Annotated in this window: 13 protein-coding genes; 2 read left to right on the top strand and 11 right to left on the bottom strand. The window is 63.6% G+C overall.

The genetic code is table 11. The features are described 5' to 3' along the window. Window positions 1-26 precede the first annotated feature (26 nt). Window positions 27-542, top strand: coding sequence for a SixA phosphatase family protein (locus ACYHH6_RS17170; RefSeq protein ID WP_352585184.1), 516 nt, complete (start codon window positions 27-29; stop codon window positions 540-542). Window positions 543-593: 51 nt separating this feature from the next. Here ACYHH6_RS17170 and ACYHH6_RS17165 read toward each other — a convergent pair whose 3' ends face one another. The 8 genes from ACYHH6_RS17165 to ACYHH6_RS17130 all read right to left on the bottom strand — a co-directional run bounded on the left by ACYHH6_RS17165 (window position 594) and on the right by ACYHH6_RS17130 (window position 7,298). Then, a complete protein-coding gene (locus tag ACYHH6_RS17165) occupies window positions 594-839 on the bottom strand; it encodes a DUF680 domain-containing protein (protein ID WP_352585182.1) in 246 nt (81 codons plus the stop codon). Between the two features lie 193 nt (window positions 840-1,032). Then, complete coding sequence (locus ACYHH6_RS17160; protein ID WP_352585180.1) at window positions 1,033-1,257, bottom strand: DUF680 domain-containing protein; 225 nt, start codon at window positions 1,255-1,257, stop codon at window positions 1,033-1,035. Between the two features lie 48 nt (window positions 1,258-1,305). After that, window positions 1,306-1,560 carry a DUF680 domain-containing protein gene (locus ACYHH6_RS17155; RefSeq protein ID WP_352585179.1) on the bottom strand — a complete coding sequence of 85 codons (255 nt, stop codon included), beginning with the start codon at window positions 1,558-1,560 and terminating at the stop codon, window positions 1,306-1,308. A 374-nt stretch (window positions 1,561-1,934) separates the two neighbouring features. Further along, on the bottom strand, window positions 1,935-2,708 hold the full coding sequence (gene dapB, locus ACYHH6_RS17150; RefSeq protein ID WP_352585177.1) for a 4-hydroxy-tetrahydrodipicolinate reductase: 774 nt from the start codon (window positions 2,706-2,708) through the stop codon (window positions 1,935-1,937). A 61-nt stretch (window positions 2,709-2,769) separates the two neighbouring features. Beyond that, window positions 2,770-3,579 carry an agmatinase gene (gene speB / locus ACYHH6_RS17145; protein ID WP_352585175.1) on the bottom strand — a complete coding sequence of 270 codons (810 nt, stop codon included), beginning with the start codon at window positions 3,577-3,579 and terminating at the stop codon, window positions 2,770-2,772. 107 nt (window positions 3,580-3,686) lie between these two features. Beyond that, on the bottom strand, window positions 3,687-4,853 hold the full coding sequence (locus tag ACYHH6_RS17140) for a M20 aminoacylase family protein (protein WP_352585173.1): 1,167 nt from the start codon (window positions 4,851-4,853) through the stop codon (window positions 3,687-3,689). 13 nt (window positions 4,854-4,866) lie between these two features. Then, a complete protein-coding gene (locus ACYHH6_RS17135; RefSeq protein ID WP_352585171.1) occupies window positions 4,867-6,093 on the bottom strand; it encodes a Zn-dependent hydrolase in 1,227 nt (408 codons plus the stop codon). Continuing rightward, window positions 6,090-7,298: a diaminopropionate ammonia-lyase gene (locus ACYHH6_RS17130; RefSeq protein WP_352585169.1), complete on the bottom strand. Its 1,209-nt coding sequence runs from the start codon at window positions 7,296-7,298 to the stop codon at window positions 6,090-6,092. Before ACYHH6_RS17130 ends, ACYHH6_RS17135 begins: the two co-directional genes overlap by 4 nt. A 75-nt stretch (window positions 7,299-7,373) precedes the next feature. Here ACYHH6_RS17130 and ACYHH6_RS17125 point away from each other — a divergent pair, with 75 nt between their 5' ends. Continuing rightward, window positions 7,374-7,880, top strand: coding sequence for an Lrp/AsnC family transcriptional regulator (locus ACYHH6_RS17125; protein ID WP_352585167.1), 507 nt, complete (start codon window positions 7,374-7,376; stop codon window positions 7,878-7,880). A 6-nt stretch (window positions 7,881-7,886) separates the two neighbouring features. On the opposite strand, the gene ACYHH6_RS17120 is transcribed toward ACYHH6_RS17125, so the two are convergent. From ACYHH6_RS17120 to ACYHH6_RS17110, 3 genes are all read right to left on the bottom strand, one after another. Beyond that, entirely contained in the window at window positions 7,887-9,995 is a 2,109-nt protein-coding gene (locus ACYHH6_RS17120; RefSeq protein WP_352585165.1) for a molybdopterin-containing oxidoreductase family protein, read from the bottom strand. 240 nt (window positions 9,996-10,235) lie between these two features. Continuing rightward, a complete protein-coding gene (locus ACYHH6_RS17115; protein ID WP_352585163.1) occupies window positions 10,236-12,113 on the bottom strand; it encodes an ABC-F family ATP-binding cassette domain-containing protein in 1,878 nt (625 codons plus the stop codon). A gap of 134 nt (window positions 12,114-12,247) precedes the next feature. Beyond that, the gene (locus ACYHH6_RS17110) at window positions 12,248-12,694 is read right to left on the bottom strand and encodes a Ros/MucR family transcriptional regulator (protein WP_352558033.1); all 447 of its coding nucleotides are present in this window, start codon (window positions 12,692-12,694) and stop codon (window positions 12,248-12,250) included. Window positions 12,695-12,838 lie beyond the last annotated feature (144 nt).

Genomic DNA, 12,838 nt, shown 5'->3' with positions numbered 1-12,838 from the left:
GCCTAGACCCACAACGAGCCGAACCTATGAAACAACTGCTCCTGCTGCGCCACGCCAAGTCGAGCTGGGACGATCCGGCGCTTGCCGATTTCGACCGGCCGCTTGCCCCGCGCGGACTGAAGGCAGCGCCGATGATGGGGCGCGAACTGGCCAGGCGCGACTGGCTGCCTGACCTGGCACTGGTGTCACCGGCACTGCGCACGCGCGAGACATGGCGGCTGGTCTCGGCAGAACTGCCGGCGAGAGTGCCGGTGGAGTTTGCCGAGGGGCTATTCGACGCCACAGCCGGCGACATTCTGGCCGAGGTGCAACAGGCAATCGCATCGGCCGGCTGTCTCCTGGTGCTTGGCCATAATCCCGGCCTGGAGGATTTTGCGCGCAGGCTTGCCGGTCCGCGATCGGATTCCGGAACTCTGAGGAAGCTTGAAGAGAGATTCCCGACTGGCGCCCTTGCCCGCTTTGTCGTCGACGATAACTGGGCGGACCTCGCCTTCGGCACAGCCCGGCTGACGCATTGCATCAGGCCGAAGGATTTGGACTGACGCTACCCAAAAAAGGCGACGGGCTCAGCCCCCCGCTTTTGGTGCAAATGATCAATTGCCCCAGATGCCCTGGCCAGGATCCGGCGAGGCTTTCGATCCTGCCGATCCCGTTGTCGTCGTATCGACGTTAGCCGCAGGCTTGGTCATCCTGTGCTTGCGGATCGAGGCGGTGAAGCCGCGGTCGACGCCAGAGGTCGGCTGGTTAGCGTTGTCGGCGCCATAGTGATCGCTGCCGGCAGAGGCGCTGCCCATGACAGCGACGAGCATCGCGGCCGCGACGAATGCAATCCTGGTCATTTCAGTGTTCCTTGTCTGTCGTTTCATTGCGCGGGCGCCTTGGGAGGATGGTCCGCTGTCAACAAGACCCGGAACGGTCGGGTTTTATTCCCGGGCGAAACGGATTACCTCGCGGAACCCAGCCGGCTGCACAAAAAAACAAGAGCGGCGGGCCAAGCCCACCGCTCTTTGTGGTCGTAAATCTCGCTGGAAATTAACGACCCCAGATGCCCTGGCCGGATTCACCGGGAACCTTGGCATTGGCGTCAGCCTGTGCCTTTTCGGACTTCAGGATCGAGCCGGTGAACATGTGGTCGACGGAAGTCGACTGGCTGGCAACCGGCTGGTAGGCGTTGTTCGAGCCATAGTGGTCGCTGCCCGCGAAAGCGGAACCCGTGGCGACGAGAATGGCGGCGGCGGTAAGAGCGATCTTGGTCATTTTAAATACCCCTGATTTGAGACGATGATCGATTCGGATGGAGCCGGCTTAGCGGCCCCAGATGCCCTGGCCGGATTGCGGCTGGTTAGAGTCGCCCTTGATCGTGAAGCCGCCGAGGCTGACGGGCTTGCTGATCGAGGCCGTATAGCTGTGGTCGATATTGCCATAGCTGTGGTCAATATTGCCGGTCGACGCGGTCACAGCAGGCTGGTTGACACCGTCAGAGCCGTAGTGGTCGCTACCTGCGAAAGCGGTGCCGGTGGCAACGAGGAGAGCAGCAGCGGTAAGAGCGATCTTGGTCATTTTAAGTACTCCAGATATCTGGTCCTGTCCGTCTAGTGGCGTGCCTTGGGAGGTATTCGCGTCGCTCGGACCACCCCGAGATGGGTCTGTCTTGCTGCCATTTCCAATCACTAAAATGTGTGAACCGAACCGTTCAGTTCGATCTTGAAATCCACCGAATGACGCGGCGGTTGCAATTTTCTACAGTGATATCAAATAGTTAAGTTATAGCACTTGCTATAATGCGCGGCCGACTCGTTGAGTCGACGTTCATCGATCACGATACAGTGCGTCAATGTGAATCGAACCGAACGGTTCGGCTTCTTTAGTATCTCGACTGACTAAGCGGCTCAAGGACCATCGCAACCGCCCCTCGCTGCCGTTACCATTGCATCTCAAAAGGCGGTAAAACCCAGCACGTCGCGCATGTCGTATTCGCCGGGCGGGCGTTCCACCAGCCAAAGTGCCGCTGCAATCGCGCCCCGCGCAAACATCGAGCGGTCGCCGGCTGAATGCGAGAGCGTGAGCGTCTCGCCTTGGCTGAGGAAACTCGCACTGTGCTCGCCGACGATGCTGCCGCCGCGCAGCACGGCAAAGCCGATCTCACCGGCAGGGCGAGGACCGGTGACGCCGTCGCGACCGCGTCTCGCCACATCGTCGAGGCCGACGCCGCGCCCCCTCGCGGCCGCTTCGCCAAGCATCAGCGCCGTGCCGGACGGCGCGTCGACCTTCAGACGGTGATGCGCCTCCAGGATCTCGATGTCGGCGTCGGGGCCAAGCGCCCGCGCCGCCTGTTCGACCAGCCCCGCCAGCATGTTGAGGCCGAGCGAGTAGCTGCCCGAGCGCACGATCGCGATAGACTTCGCCGCCTCGGCGATGGCTGCAAGTTCAGAGGCATTGAATCCGGTCGAGCCGATGACCAGTGCCGGGCCGCCGCGGGCCGCGCAGGCCTTTGCCAGTTCGACGGAGGCCGCCGGCGTGGTGAAGTCGATGACGACATCGGCAATCGCCAGCGCCTCGTCGCGTTCGACCAGGCCCCCGCCGGCGCCGCCAGGCCGGTGGAATCGCGCGACGAGCCGCAGTCGCGGATCGGCTGCAATGGCTTCGGCCATTTCCCTACCCATACGACCAAGCACGCCGGCTATGGCTATCTTGAGCGGCTGCAGCATCGCGGTCCCGTCGAAAGGCGAGTCAGAACAATCATCTAATACGTCGCCTTGCCAAATTGAATCATCCGGCGGAAGCGCCATTCGTCTTGATCATCATGCCGGCGATCTCTTTGACCAGCTTGGCGGCGACAAGCGCTGTCAGGTTGGAGACATCCTGGCTTGCATTGTATTCGACGACATCGGCGCCGACGATGAGCTGGTCGATCCCCTGGATCAGGCCGATCACTTGCCGGGTTGTAAGACCACCGGGTTCGCGGTGCGACACACCGGGCGCACAGGCCGGATCGAGGCCATCTAGATCGACCGAGAGGTAAACCGGCGTCTTGAGGTCGAACCGCAGATCCTCGCTGAAATGGCGCGCCTCGATCACCTCGACGCCGAAGTGTGTGAGCTGGTCACGAAGCTCGTCGTTGAGCGTGCGCAAGCCGATCTGGACCAGCCGGTCGGCCAGCCCTTCCTCCAGGATGCGTGCGAAGGACGAGGTGTGCGAGCGTTTGTTGCCCTGATAGGCATCGTAGATGTCGGGATGGGCATCGATCTGGACGATCGTCAGGCTGGGGTGGCGGCGCCGCACGGCGCGCAGCAGCGGCCATGCGATCGCGTGGTCGCCGCCGAGGCTGATCAGCGGATGGCCGTCGTCCAGCGCGCGGCCGACCTCACTTTCGATCCGTTCCCATGGATCACCGCCGCCTGAGAAGTCGATGTCGCCATGGTCGAGAAAACTGTCCGCCACATCGAACCCGGTTTCGCTCCACGAGCTGTGGGCGTCGCTTTTGAGCTCGCGCCGGATCAGGGCCGGCGCTGCGGCCGCGCCTTTGAGATAGGACGAGTTCTCGTCATGCGGTATTCCCAGAAGCGAAACCCTGGCCATTGGCGTACGATCTCCGGCTACAGGCCTGTGACTAAACCCGGGAGCTGGCTGGGACCAGCGCAGCCGCTTGGGCCAGCAGCGAAGGCGAACCGGCAATCAAGCCGTCGTCATTTGCCGGCCTCGCCGCCCAGTCTTTGCCTGACGATCGCGGCGTGGAAATTTGTGCCGTGCAGCAGCCCGTCATCGTTGAAGTCGTAACTGGAATTGTGCAGCGGCGCCGAAGCCTCGCCATTGCCAAGGAAAACGAAACAGCCGGGTACGTGGTCGAGGAAGCGGGCGAAATCCTCCGAACCGGTCATCGGCTCCGCCGCGACGCCAACGTCGGCCAGCACGCGTCTCGCGGCGACAAAGGCTTCGTCTACGAGTTCGGCATCATTTTGCAGCGGCACGAATTCCCTGGTGTAGGTGACCTCGGCGGAGACATTGTAGGCGGCGGCCGTACCCTCGGCGATGATGCGCATCTGCCGCTCGATCTCGGCGCTGACCTCCGGCCGAAAACTGCGGGCGTCACCCAGGATGCGGGCAAGGCCGGGCAATGCATTGCGCGTGCCATCGGTGATCAGTTCGGTCACCGAAACCACCGCAATATCGGCGGGGCTCAGCCGGCGCGAGACGATGGTCTGCAGATTGGTGACCAGCGCGCAGGCGGCAACCAGGGTTTCATTGCCGGAATGCGGCCGCGCGGCATGGCCGCCGATGCCCTTAAGCACGATCTCGAAATTATCCTCGGCCGACATGATCGGGCCGGCGCGGGTTTCGAAATGCCCGATGGGCAGGCCAGGCATGTTGTGCAGGCCGAAAATCTCGTCGAAGGGAAAGCGATGCATCAGGCCGTCGTCGAGCATCGCCAGCGCGCCCTTGCCCCACTCCTCGGCCGGCTGGAAGATGAAGCGCACAGTGCCATCGAACCCGCCCTCGGTAGCCAGCAGTTTTGCTGCGCCGAGCAGCATGGTGGTGTGGCCGTCATGGCCGCAAGCATGCATGAAGCCGGGGTTTTGCGAGCGATAGGCGGCCGTCGACTGCTCGGTGATGCGCAGCGCGTCCATGTCGGCCCTCAGCGCAATCGCCCGGTTGCCGCTGCCGCGCTTCAGCGTGCCGACCACACCGGTGCCGCCGACACCCTCGGTGACATCGTCCAACCCGAATTCACGCAGCTTGGCGGCGACGAAGGCAGCGGTGCGCTCTTCCTCAAAGCCGAACTCAGGATGCGCGTGCAGATCGCGCCGCCAGCCCGTCATCTCCCGTCTCAGCGCACCACGATCGAGTTCAGCCATTTTTCTCCCCGACCTATTTTGCAAGCTGGGTGGCGACATCAAGCAGGATGTTGGCGCCGGCGACAAGCTCGGCATCGTCGGTATGTTCGCGCGGACTGTGGCTGATGCCGCCGGCACTCGGCACGAAGATCATCGCCGCCGGTGCGATGCGGGCCATCATCTGGGCATCATGGCCGGCGCCCGATGTCATGCGCGTGACGCCGAGATCGCGATTTTTCGCGGCGGCCTCGATCAGTTCGACGATGCCGATATCGAACAGGACCGGCTCGAAGCGGGCCAGTTGCTCCGCAGAAATCGACACGTTCTCGACCACAGCAAGCTCTTCGAGGTATGCGGCAAGCGCCGCCTCATGTGCCTGCAGGCGCTGTTCATCGGGATCGCGCAGGTCGATAGTGAAGACGGCGCGCCCGGGAATGACATTGATGGCATTCGGCTCGAAGCGCATCGTGCCGACGGTGACGACCGTCGGCGTGTTCGAAACCTTGGCTCGATCGTGCAGGAAGGTGATGACGCGGGCGGCGGCGTGGCCGGCATCGCTGCGCATCGACATCGGCGTGGTGCCGGCATGATTGGCCGCGCCGTCGATGGTGATGCGCTGCCATGAGATGCCTTGCAGATTTTCCACGGCGCCGATCGGCACGCCTTCGCGCTCCAGCACCGGCCCCTGCTCGATATGCAGTTCGAGATAGGCGTGCGGCTTGAGGAAGCCGGGTTCGCGGTCGCCGGCATAGCCGATGCGGGCGAGTTCCTGGCCGAGCACGCTGCCATCCGTGCCGATGGCGGCCAACATCGCGTCCGCGCCGGCGCCACCGGCATGGACCAGCGAGCCCATCATGTCGGGCGTGTAGCGCACACCCTCCTCATTGGTGAAAGCGGCGACCGCGACCGGACGTGAGGGCGAGAAGCCCGAGGCCTTCAGCGTCTCGATCACCTCCAGCCCGGCAAGCACGCCATAGCAGCCATCATAGATGCCGGCATCGATGACGGTGTCGATGTGCGAACCGATCAGCAGGGGCGCCTGCCCGGCACTATCGGGGCTTTGCCAGATGCCGAAGATATTGCCGACCCGGTCGATCGCGACATCGAGCCCGGCCTGGTTGAGCCAGCCGACGAAGAGGTCGCGGCCTTGCCTGTCGGTATCGGACGCGGCGAGCCGGATCAGCCTGCCGTCATTGTCACGACCGACGGCGCCGAGTTCACGGATGCGGCCTAGCAGGCGCTTCGCATCGATGGCGATCATGATGCTGCCTCGGCTGCCATCTTGCCGGCCAGCACATCGGCCGGTGTCATGCCGACCAGTTCGGCATAGCGATGCGGGTCGGTAGCGCCTTCGGTATTGATCAGCAGCGCGCGGGATTGGCTATCGAGCCCTAGTGCGGCCTTGTTGTCGGTAACCGCCCGGATCAGTCCGGCAAGGCCGACGCCGCCGCTTTCGCCTGACACGATCGCCGGATCGCCGCCAACCGGCCGGGCAAGCCGCCGCATCACCGCAACGGCCTCGTCCTCCTCCACCGTCATGAAGGCATCGGCAACCCGCGCCAGCACACGCCAGGCGACTGCCGAGGCCTCGTAGCATTCCAGCATCGCCATCACGGTTGGCTGGTCGTGCGCGACCTTGACCACGCGACCCGCCTGGGCGGCCGCGACAACGCAAGCCGCGCGAGCGGGTTCGACCACGATGAAGATTGGCCTGACATCGCCGAGCACGATGGCGAGATGACCGGCCACCGCTGCGGCAATGCCGCCGACACCGGCCTGCACGAAGACATGGGTTGGCGGCTGCGGCAACTGGTGCAACGCTTCGCGCACAATCGCCGTATAGCCCTGCATAACCAGACCGGGAATGCGTTCGTAGCCGGGCCAGGAGGTGTCGGACACCACCGTCCAGCCCTTGTCGGCGGACACCTCGGCGGCCTGCCTCACCGAGTCGTCATAATTGCCGTCGACGCGGATCATCTCGGCGCCATAGCGGGCGATGGCCGCAATCCGCTCCTCGCTGACGCCGGCATGAACGAAGATTGCAGCCTTGGCGCCGACGAGTTGCGCCCCTTGCGCAACCGAGCGGCCGTGATTGCCGTCGGTGGCACAGGCCACCGTCATGCCGGCAGCGATCGCCCGGACGTCGGGCCAGTTGAGATCGGCTACGTCGACGGGCCGGCCGAGCGACCGGCTTGCCTCCTCCAGCACAAGGCGGAAGACGGCATAGGCGCCGCCCAGCGCCTTGAAGCTGCCGAGGCCGAGGCGAAGGCCTTCATTCTTGATGTGGATGGTGCTGAGACCGAGTTCGCCGGCCAACGCCGGCAAGGCATGCAGCGGCGTTACCTGGTGATTGTTGCGATGGGCCAGAAAGCGCTCGACCGTGTCGGCGCCGGCAACCCCCAGCGTTTCGGCATCGAGCGGTTCGAGCGGTTCGCGGTGCAAGGTATTGCTGTTGAGCAAGAACACGGATGGCCTCCTTGAGGGTCAGACGAAATCATATTGCAGTAGAGGCGCAAAGAGCGCTGTAATTGGCGCTTTAGAATGCAAGTTTGTTTCGCCGGGACAGCGCCTTTGCCTACATCGCCTTCACTCGACAGTTTCGACCTCGCTATCCTTGACATCCTGCAGCTAGATAACACGACGCCGCAGCGGCTGATCGGCGAAGCCGTCAATCTGTCGGCGCCGGCGGTGCAGCGGCGCATCAAGCGCATGGAGCAAACGGGGGTGATTGCCGGCAATGTCGCTGTCGTCGAGCCGGCGGCGGTCGGCCAGCCCATCACCATCTTCGTCGAGGTCGAGCTGGAGAGCGAACGCTCTGACCTGATCGATGCGGCCAAGCGGCAATTCTCGGCGGCGCCCGAAGTGCAGCAATGCTACTACGTCACCGGCGAGGCCGACTTCATCCTGGTCATCACCGTGGCAGACATGGGCGCCTATGAGGCGCTGACGCGCAAACTGTTCTTCGACAGCAAGAATGTGCGAAAATTCCGCACCTTCGTTGCCATGGACCGGGTCAAAGTCGGGTTGACCGTGCCTTTGCCGGGATAACCGATATCAGCCGACCGGTCGCAGCCAGACCTTGTTGTCGTGGAAGGCCGCACCGCCATAGGGTGCAGGCGCATCGGCGCCGGTCAAGACATTGATCCCTTCGCCGCGCTCATGGGCGCCGTTCGGCCAGATGCCCTCGGCGATCACCACGCCGCGCTTGATGCCTTCGAACAGTTTTGCGTGCAGCACCACCTCGCCACGCCGGTTGCCGACCTCGATACGATCGCCGTCGGCCAGTCCGAGGGAAGCGGCATCGTCCGGGTGCAGCAGGAGCTCTGGCCGACCCTCCTTGGCCCTCGACACCGGCGTTTCCGAGAAGGTCGAGTTGAGGAAGTTGCGCGCCGGCGATGTCGTCAGCCGGAACGGATGCTCGGCGTCCGCGACCTCGATCAGGTCGACATGGTCGGGGAATTCCGGCAGTTCTGACACCGGCCCGAACAGGCCCATGCTTTTCGGGGGCCGGTTGGGCGCCGCCTGCCCGCTCCAGTTGGCGCGGAAGTGGAATTTCTTGTCGGCGTGACCGAAGCCCTCGATGAAATGCGCGGCTTCGAAATCAGGCTGCAGGTCGACCCACTTGTCTTCCTTCAGGCTGGCGAAACTGCCCAGCCCGCGCTTGCCCAGGATGATGTCGATATGCTGCTGCTCGGTCAGGCCGAAGCCCGGGCGGTCAGCAACGCCGAGGCGCTCGGCCAGTTGCTCGATCACGAAATGGTTGGTGCGCGGCCCTTCCGGCGGCTCGATCAGCTTGGGGCCGAGCGTGATGTGCTGGTTGCCGCCGCCCTTGTAGACATCGTCATGCTCGAGGAACATCGTTGCCGGCAAAACGACGTCGGCAAGTTTTGCGGTGTCGGTCATGAACTGCTCGTGCACGCAGGTGAACAAATCGTCGCGCAGGAAACCCTGCTTCACCAGTCGCTGCTCGGGCGCGACATTCACCGGATTGGTGTTCTGGATCAGCATCGCCGTCACCGGCGGGCCGCCATAGAGTGCGTCCGCCGCACCGGTCAGCACCGGGCCAGTGCGCGACTGGTCGAGATAGCGGATGTTGGGATCGCGCATCGCGGTGCCTTCCAGCACATCCTGGTTGAGCTTGAAGATGCCGGAGTTGGAATGGAAGGCGCCCCCGCCCTCATATTGCCAGGCGCCGGTGACGGCGGCGATGCAGGACGCCGCGTGCATGTTGACCGAGCCGTTGCGCTGGCGGGCAAAGCCATAGCCGAGGCGGAAATAGGTTTTCTTCGTCGTGCCGACGAGGCGGGCGAAGGCCTCGATCTCGGCGACGGCAAGGCCGGTGATGGCGGAGGCCCATTCCGGCGTGCGCGTCTCCAGATGCGCTTCCAGCCCCTTGGGATCGTCAGTGTATTTTTCGAGATAGGCGCGGTCGGCCATGCCTTCCCTGAACAGCACATGCATGACCGCACAGGCCAGCGCGCCGTCGGTGCCCGGCTTCAGCACCAGGCCCATATCGGCCTGCTTCATCGTCGCGTTCTCGTAGACGTCGATGACGACGATCTTGGCTGAACGTTCCTTGCGCGCCTTGATGGCGTGGGTCATGACATTGACCTGCGTGACCACGGCATTGGTGCCCCAGATCACCACGCAGTCGGATTTGGCCATTTCGCGCGGATCGGGACCGCGCAAGGCGCCCGCCCCCATCATCCAGCCGGTCCAGGCCAGATTGGTGCAGATCGAGCCGAAGAAGCCGGAATACTTTTTCGCATGGCGCAACCGGTCAATGCCGTCGCGCTGCACCAGTCCCATCGTGCCGGCATAGTAGTAGGGCCAAACAGTCTCCGAGCCGTATTTTTCCTCGGCTGCGATGAATTTTTCGGCGACGAGGTCGAGCGCCGCCTCCCAGCTGGATTCCTTCCAGAGGCCGTCGCCCTTGGCACCGGCCCGCACCAGCGGCTTCAGCAGCCGGTCCGGATGGTGGACGCGGTCGGCATAGCGCGCGACCTTGGCGCAGACGACGCCGGATGTGTAGGTATTGGCCTTGGCGCCATGGACGCGGCCGATGCGGTTGCCGTCGAGCAGTTCGACCTCGAGTGCGCAGGTCGACGGGCAATCATGCGGACAGGCCGAATGGCCGATGCGGAGCTTGGCGTGCTGATTCATGGCGCCTGCTTAGCCGGTTCCGGACGCGGCGTGTAGGGCCAGATGATTAGCCAATCTCCCCCCAAGTGGGGGAGATGTCCGGCAGGACAGAGGGGGGCGCGAAGGATCGCCAACCTTTGGTATGAACCTGCTCTGACCAAAATCCTACGGTCGGCCGATTGCGAATAGCCGATAGCCGGCGGGATAGCGCCCCCCTCTGCCCTGCCGGGCATCTCCCCCACAAGGGGGGAGATTAGCCACTCACTCCGCCGTGCCTTCCTCATACTCGGCCGACATGGTCAGCCACTTTTCCTCGTGGCCAGCCAACTGTTGTGCCAGTTGCGAGCGCTCCTTGGCGAGCCTGGTCGCCGTCGACGGATCCTTTTCGTAGACGGCCGGATTGGCGAGTTCGTCCTCGATCAGGTCGATGCGCTTGCGGATACGGTCCATCAGCGCCTCGGTGGCGCGGATTTCCTTGGCCAGCGGCTCGAAGGCGGCACGGCGCGCGGCCGCATCGCGGCGGCGGTCGGCCTTTGATGCCTTCTCGGCCTCGCGCTTGCCGCGACGGTCGCCGGACACGCCGGTAACCAAAGTCTTGTAGTCCTCCAGGTCGCCATCATACGGATTGACCGCACCATCCTTGACCAGCCACAGCCGGTCTGCCGTCGCCTCCAAGAGATGGCGGTCGTGCGAGATCAGGATGACGGCGCCGGGAAACTCGTTCAGCGCATGGATCAAGGATTCACGGCTGTCGATGTCGAGATGGTTGGTCGGCTCGTCGAGGATGAACAGGTTCGGCCCCTCGAAAGCTGACAGGCCCATCAGGAGCCGCGCCTTCTCGCCGCCGGACAGGTCCTTGGCCGCCGTATTCATCTTTTCGGTGGTGAGACCGAACCGGGCGACGCGGCCGCGCACCTTGGATTCCGGTGCTTCCGGCATCAGCCGGCGGACATGCTCGTAGGCGTTTTCCTCCGGCCTGAGATCGTCGAGCTGATGCTGGGCGAAGATCGCCACTTTCAGTCCGGGCGCAACCGTCATGGTGCCGGTTTCCTGCTTCAGCCGGCCCGACAAAAGCTTGGCGAAGGTCGACTTGCCGTTACCATTGGCGCCGAGCAGCGCGATACGATCGTCGGCGTCGATGCGCAGCGTCATCTTCTTGAGGATCGGCTGGCCTTCGGTGTAGCCGACATTGACGTTGTTGAGCGCCACGATCGGCGACGCCACCGTCTTGACCGGCTCGGGGAAGGAGAACGGCCGCACCGTGTCGTTCACGATGGCCGCGATCGGCTTCATCTTCTCCAGCGCCTTGATGCGCGACTGCGCCTGCCTGGCCTTGGAAGCCTTGGCGCGGAAGCGCTCGACGAAGGATTCCATATGCTTGCGCGCGGCTTCCTGCTTGACGCGGCCCTTCTCCTGCAACTCCTTCTGCTCGGTGTACTGGCGCTCGAACTGGTCGTAGCCGCCGCGCCAGAAGGTCAGCTTCTTCTGGTCGAGATGGACGATGGAATTGACGGCGCGGTTAAGCAGGTCGCGGTCGTGCGAGATCAGAAGCACCGTGTGCGGATACTTCGACACATAGTTTTCCAGCCACAACGTGCCTTCGAGATCGAGATAGTTGGTCGGCTCGTCGAGCAGCAGAAGGTCGGGCTCGGCAAACAGCACGGCGGCGAGCGCCACGCGCATGCGCCAGCCGCCGGAGAAGGACGAGGCCGGGCGGCGCTGCGCCGCATCATCGAAGCCGAGGCCAGCAAGGATGGTGGCCGCGCGCGACTCGGCCGAGTGCGCGTCGATATCGGCCAGCCGCATGTGGATGTCGGCGATGCGGTGCGCGTCGGTGGCGGTCTTTTCTTCCTCGAGCAATGCGCTGCGCTCGAGGTCGGCCTTGAGCACGATCTCGATCAGCGGCTCCTCGGTGCCCGGCGCTTCCTGCGCCACCTGGCCGATGCGGGTGTTCTTCGGCAGGCTGATCGAGCCGGTCTCGGAGGGGAAATCGCCCGTGATCGCCTTGAACAAGGTCGTCTTGCCGGTGCCGTTGCGGCCGACGAGGCCGGCCTTGGTGCCGGCCGGCAAGGTCAGCGAGGCATGGTCGAGAAGCAAGCGTCCGGCCATGCGGAGCGAAAGGTCGTTGATGATAAGCATGCCGGGGCTTTTGCACGGGAGGGCGGCGCTTCGCAAGGGCTTGGAGGGCCGGCGGGGGCATAAGGCATGAAAACGGCGCGCCTGAAGCGCGCCGTCCATGACTGCAAACTGCTAACTTTCAGAGACGACCTAGGTCAGGCCTTCGTCTTGCGCTTCGTCACCTTGGCCGTGGCGGCCGGAACGGCCGGCTTGCGGCCGAGGCCCGAGGATTTGGCCAATGCCGAACGGGTCGCGGAATAGTTCGGCGCCACCATCGGATAGTCCGGCGGCAAGCTCCATTTGGTGCGATACTCGTCCGGGCTGAGGCCATGATCGGTCATCAAGTGGCGCTTCAGCGACTTGAATTTCTTGCCGTCCTCGAGGCAGACGATGTGGTCGGGAAACACCGAACGCTTCGGATTGACGGCCGGGTTAAGCACAGGGCTCTCCACGGCGGCGGCACTGCCCAACTTACGAACCGAAGCGCTGACGCTTGCGATCAAGTCCGGTAGACTAGAAGCTGGCAGTGGATTGTTGCCGACATAGGCCGATACAATGTCGGCGGTCAGTTCAATAGCAGTCTTGTTGTCGAGAGTTTGCAATTTGTTTTTCTCCCGCCGGTGATGCAGTTGCCGGCTTTTTTTTGAAGAGTGTTCTCGATGTATCCACTTAACAGCACCCCCCCAGCGGGTCGTTAAGCGTGAGTAAATCATCAAGAATCGGTACAGGAGGATGTTTCCACATCC

The sequence above is a fragment of the Mesorhizobium sp. P171375 genome (assembly GCF_057786075.1).
This window is presented reverse-complemented; position numbering and strand designations above follow the sequence as displayed.

Excerpts from the sequence above, each read along its gene's own strand:
- ACYHH6_RS17170 (WP_352585184.1), top strand. The coding sequence starts at position 27 with ATGAAACAACTGCTCCTGCTGCGCCACGCCAAGTCGAGCTGGGACGAT.
- ACYHH6_RS17165 (WP_352585182.1), bottom strand. The coding sequence starts at position 839 with ATGACCAGGATTGCATTCGTCGCGGCCGCGATGCTCGTCGCTGTCATG.
- ACYHH6_RS17160 (WP_352585180.1), bottom strand. The coding sequence starts at position 1,257 with ATGACCAAGATCGCTCTTACCGCCGCCGCCATTCTCGTCGCCACGGGT.
- ACYHH6_RS17155 (WP_352585179.1), bottom strand. The coding sequence starts at position 1,560 with ATGACCAAGATCGCTCTTACCGCTGCTGCTCTCCTCGTTGCCACCGGC.
- dapB (WP_352585177.1), bottom strand. The coding sequence starts at position 2,708 with ATGCTGCAGCCGCTCAAGATAGCCATAGCCGGCGTGCTTGGTCGTATG.
- speB (WP_352585175.1), bottom strand. The coding sequence starts at position 3,579 with ATGGCCAGGGTTTCGCTTCTGGGAATACCGCATGACGAGAACTCGTCC.
- ACYHH6_RS17140 (WP_352585173.1), bottom strand. The coding sequence starts at position 4,853 with ATGGCTGAACTCGATCGTGGTGCGCTGAGACGGGAGATGACGGGCTGG.
- ACYHH6_RS17135 (WP_352585171.1), bottom strand. The coding sequence starts at position 6,093 with ATGATCGCCATCGATGCGAAGCGCCTGCTAGGCCGCATCCGTGAACTC.
- ACYHH6_RS17125 (WP_352585167.1), top strand. The coding sequence starts at position 7,374 with ATGCAAGTTTGTTTCGCCGGGACAGCGCCTTTGCCTACATCGCCTTCA.
- ACYHH6_RS17120 (WP_352585165.1), bottom strand. The coding sequence starts at position 9,995 with ATGAATCAGCACGCCAAGCTCCGCATCGGCCATTCGGCCTGTCCGCAT.
- ACYHH6_RS17115 (WP_352585163.1), bottom strand. The coding sequence starts at position 12,113 with ATGCTTATCATCAACGACCTTTCGCTCCGCATGGCCGGACGCTTGCTT.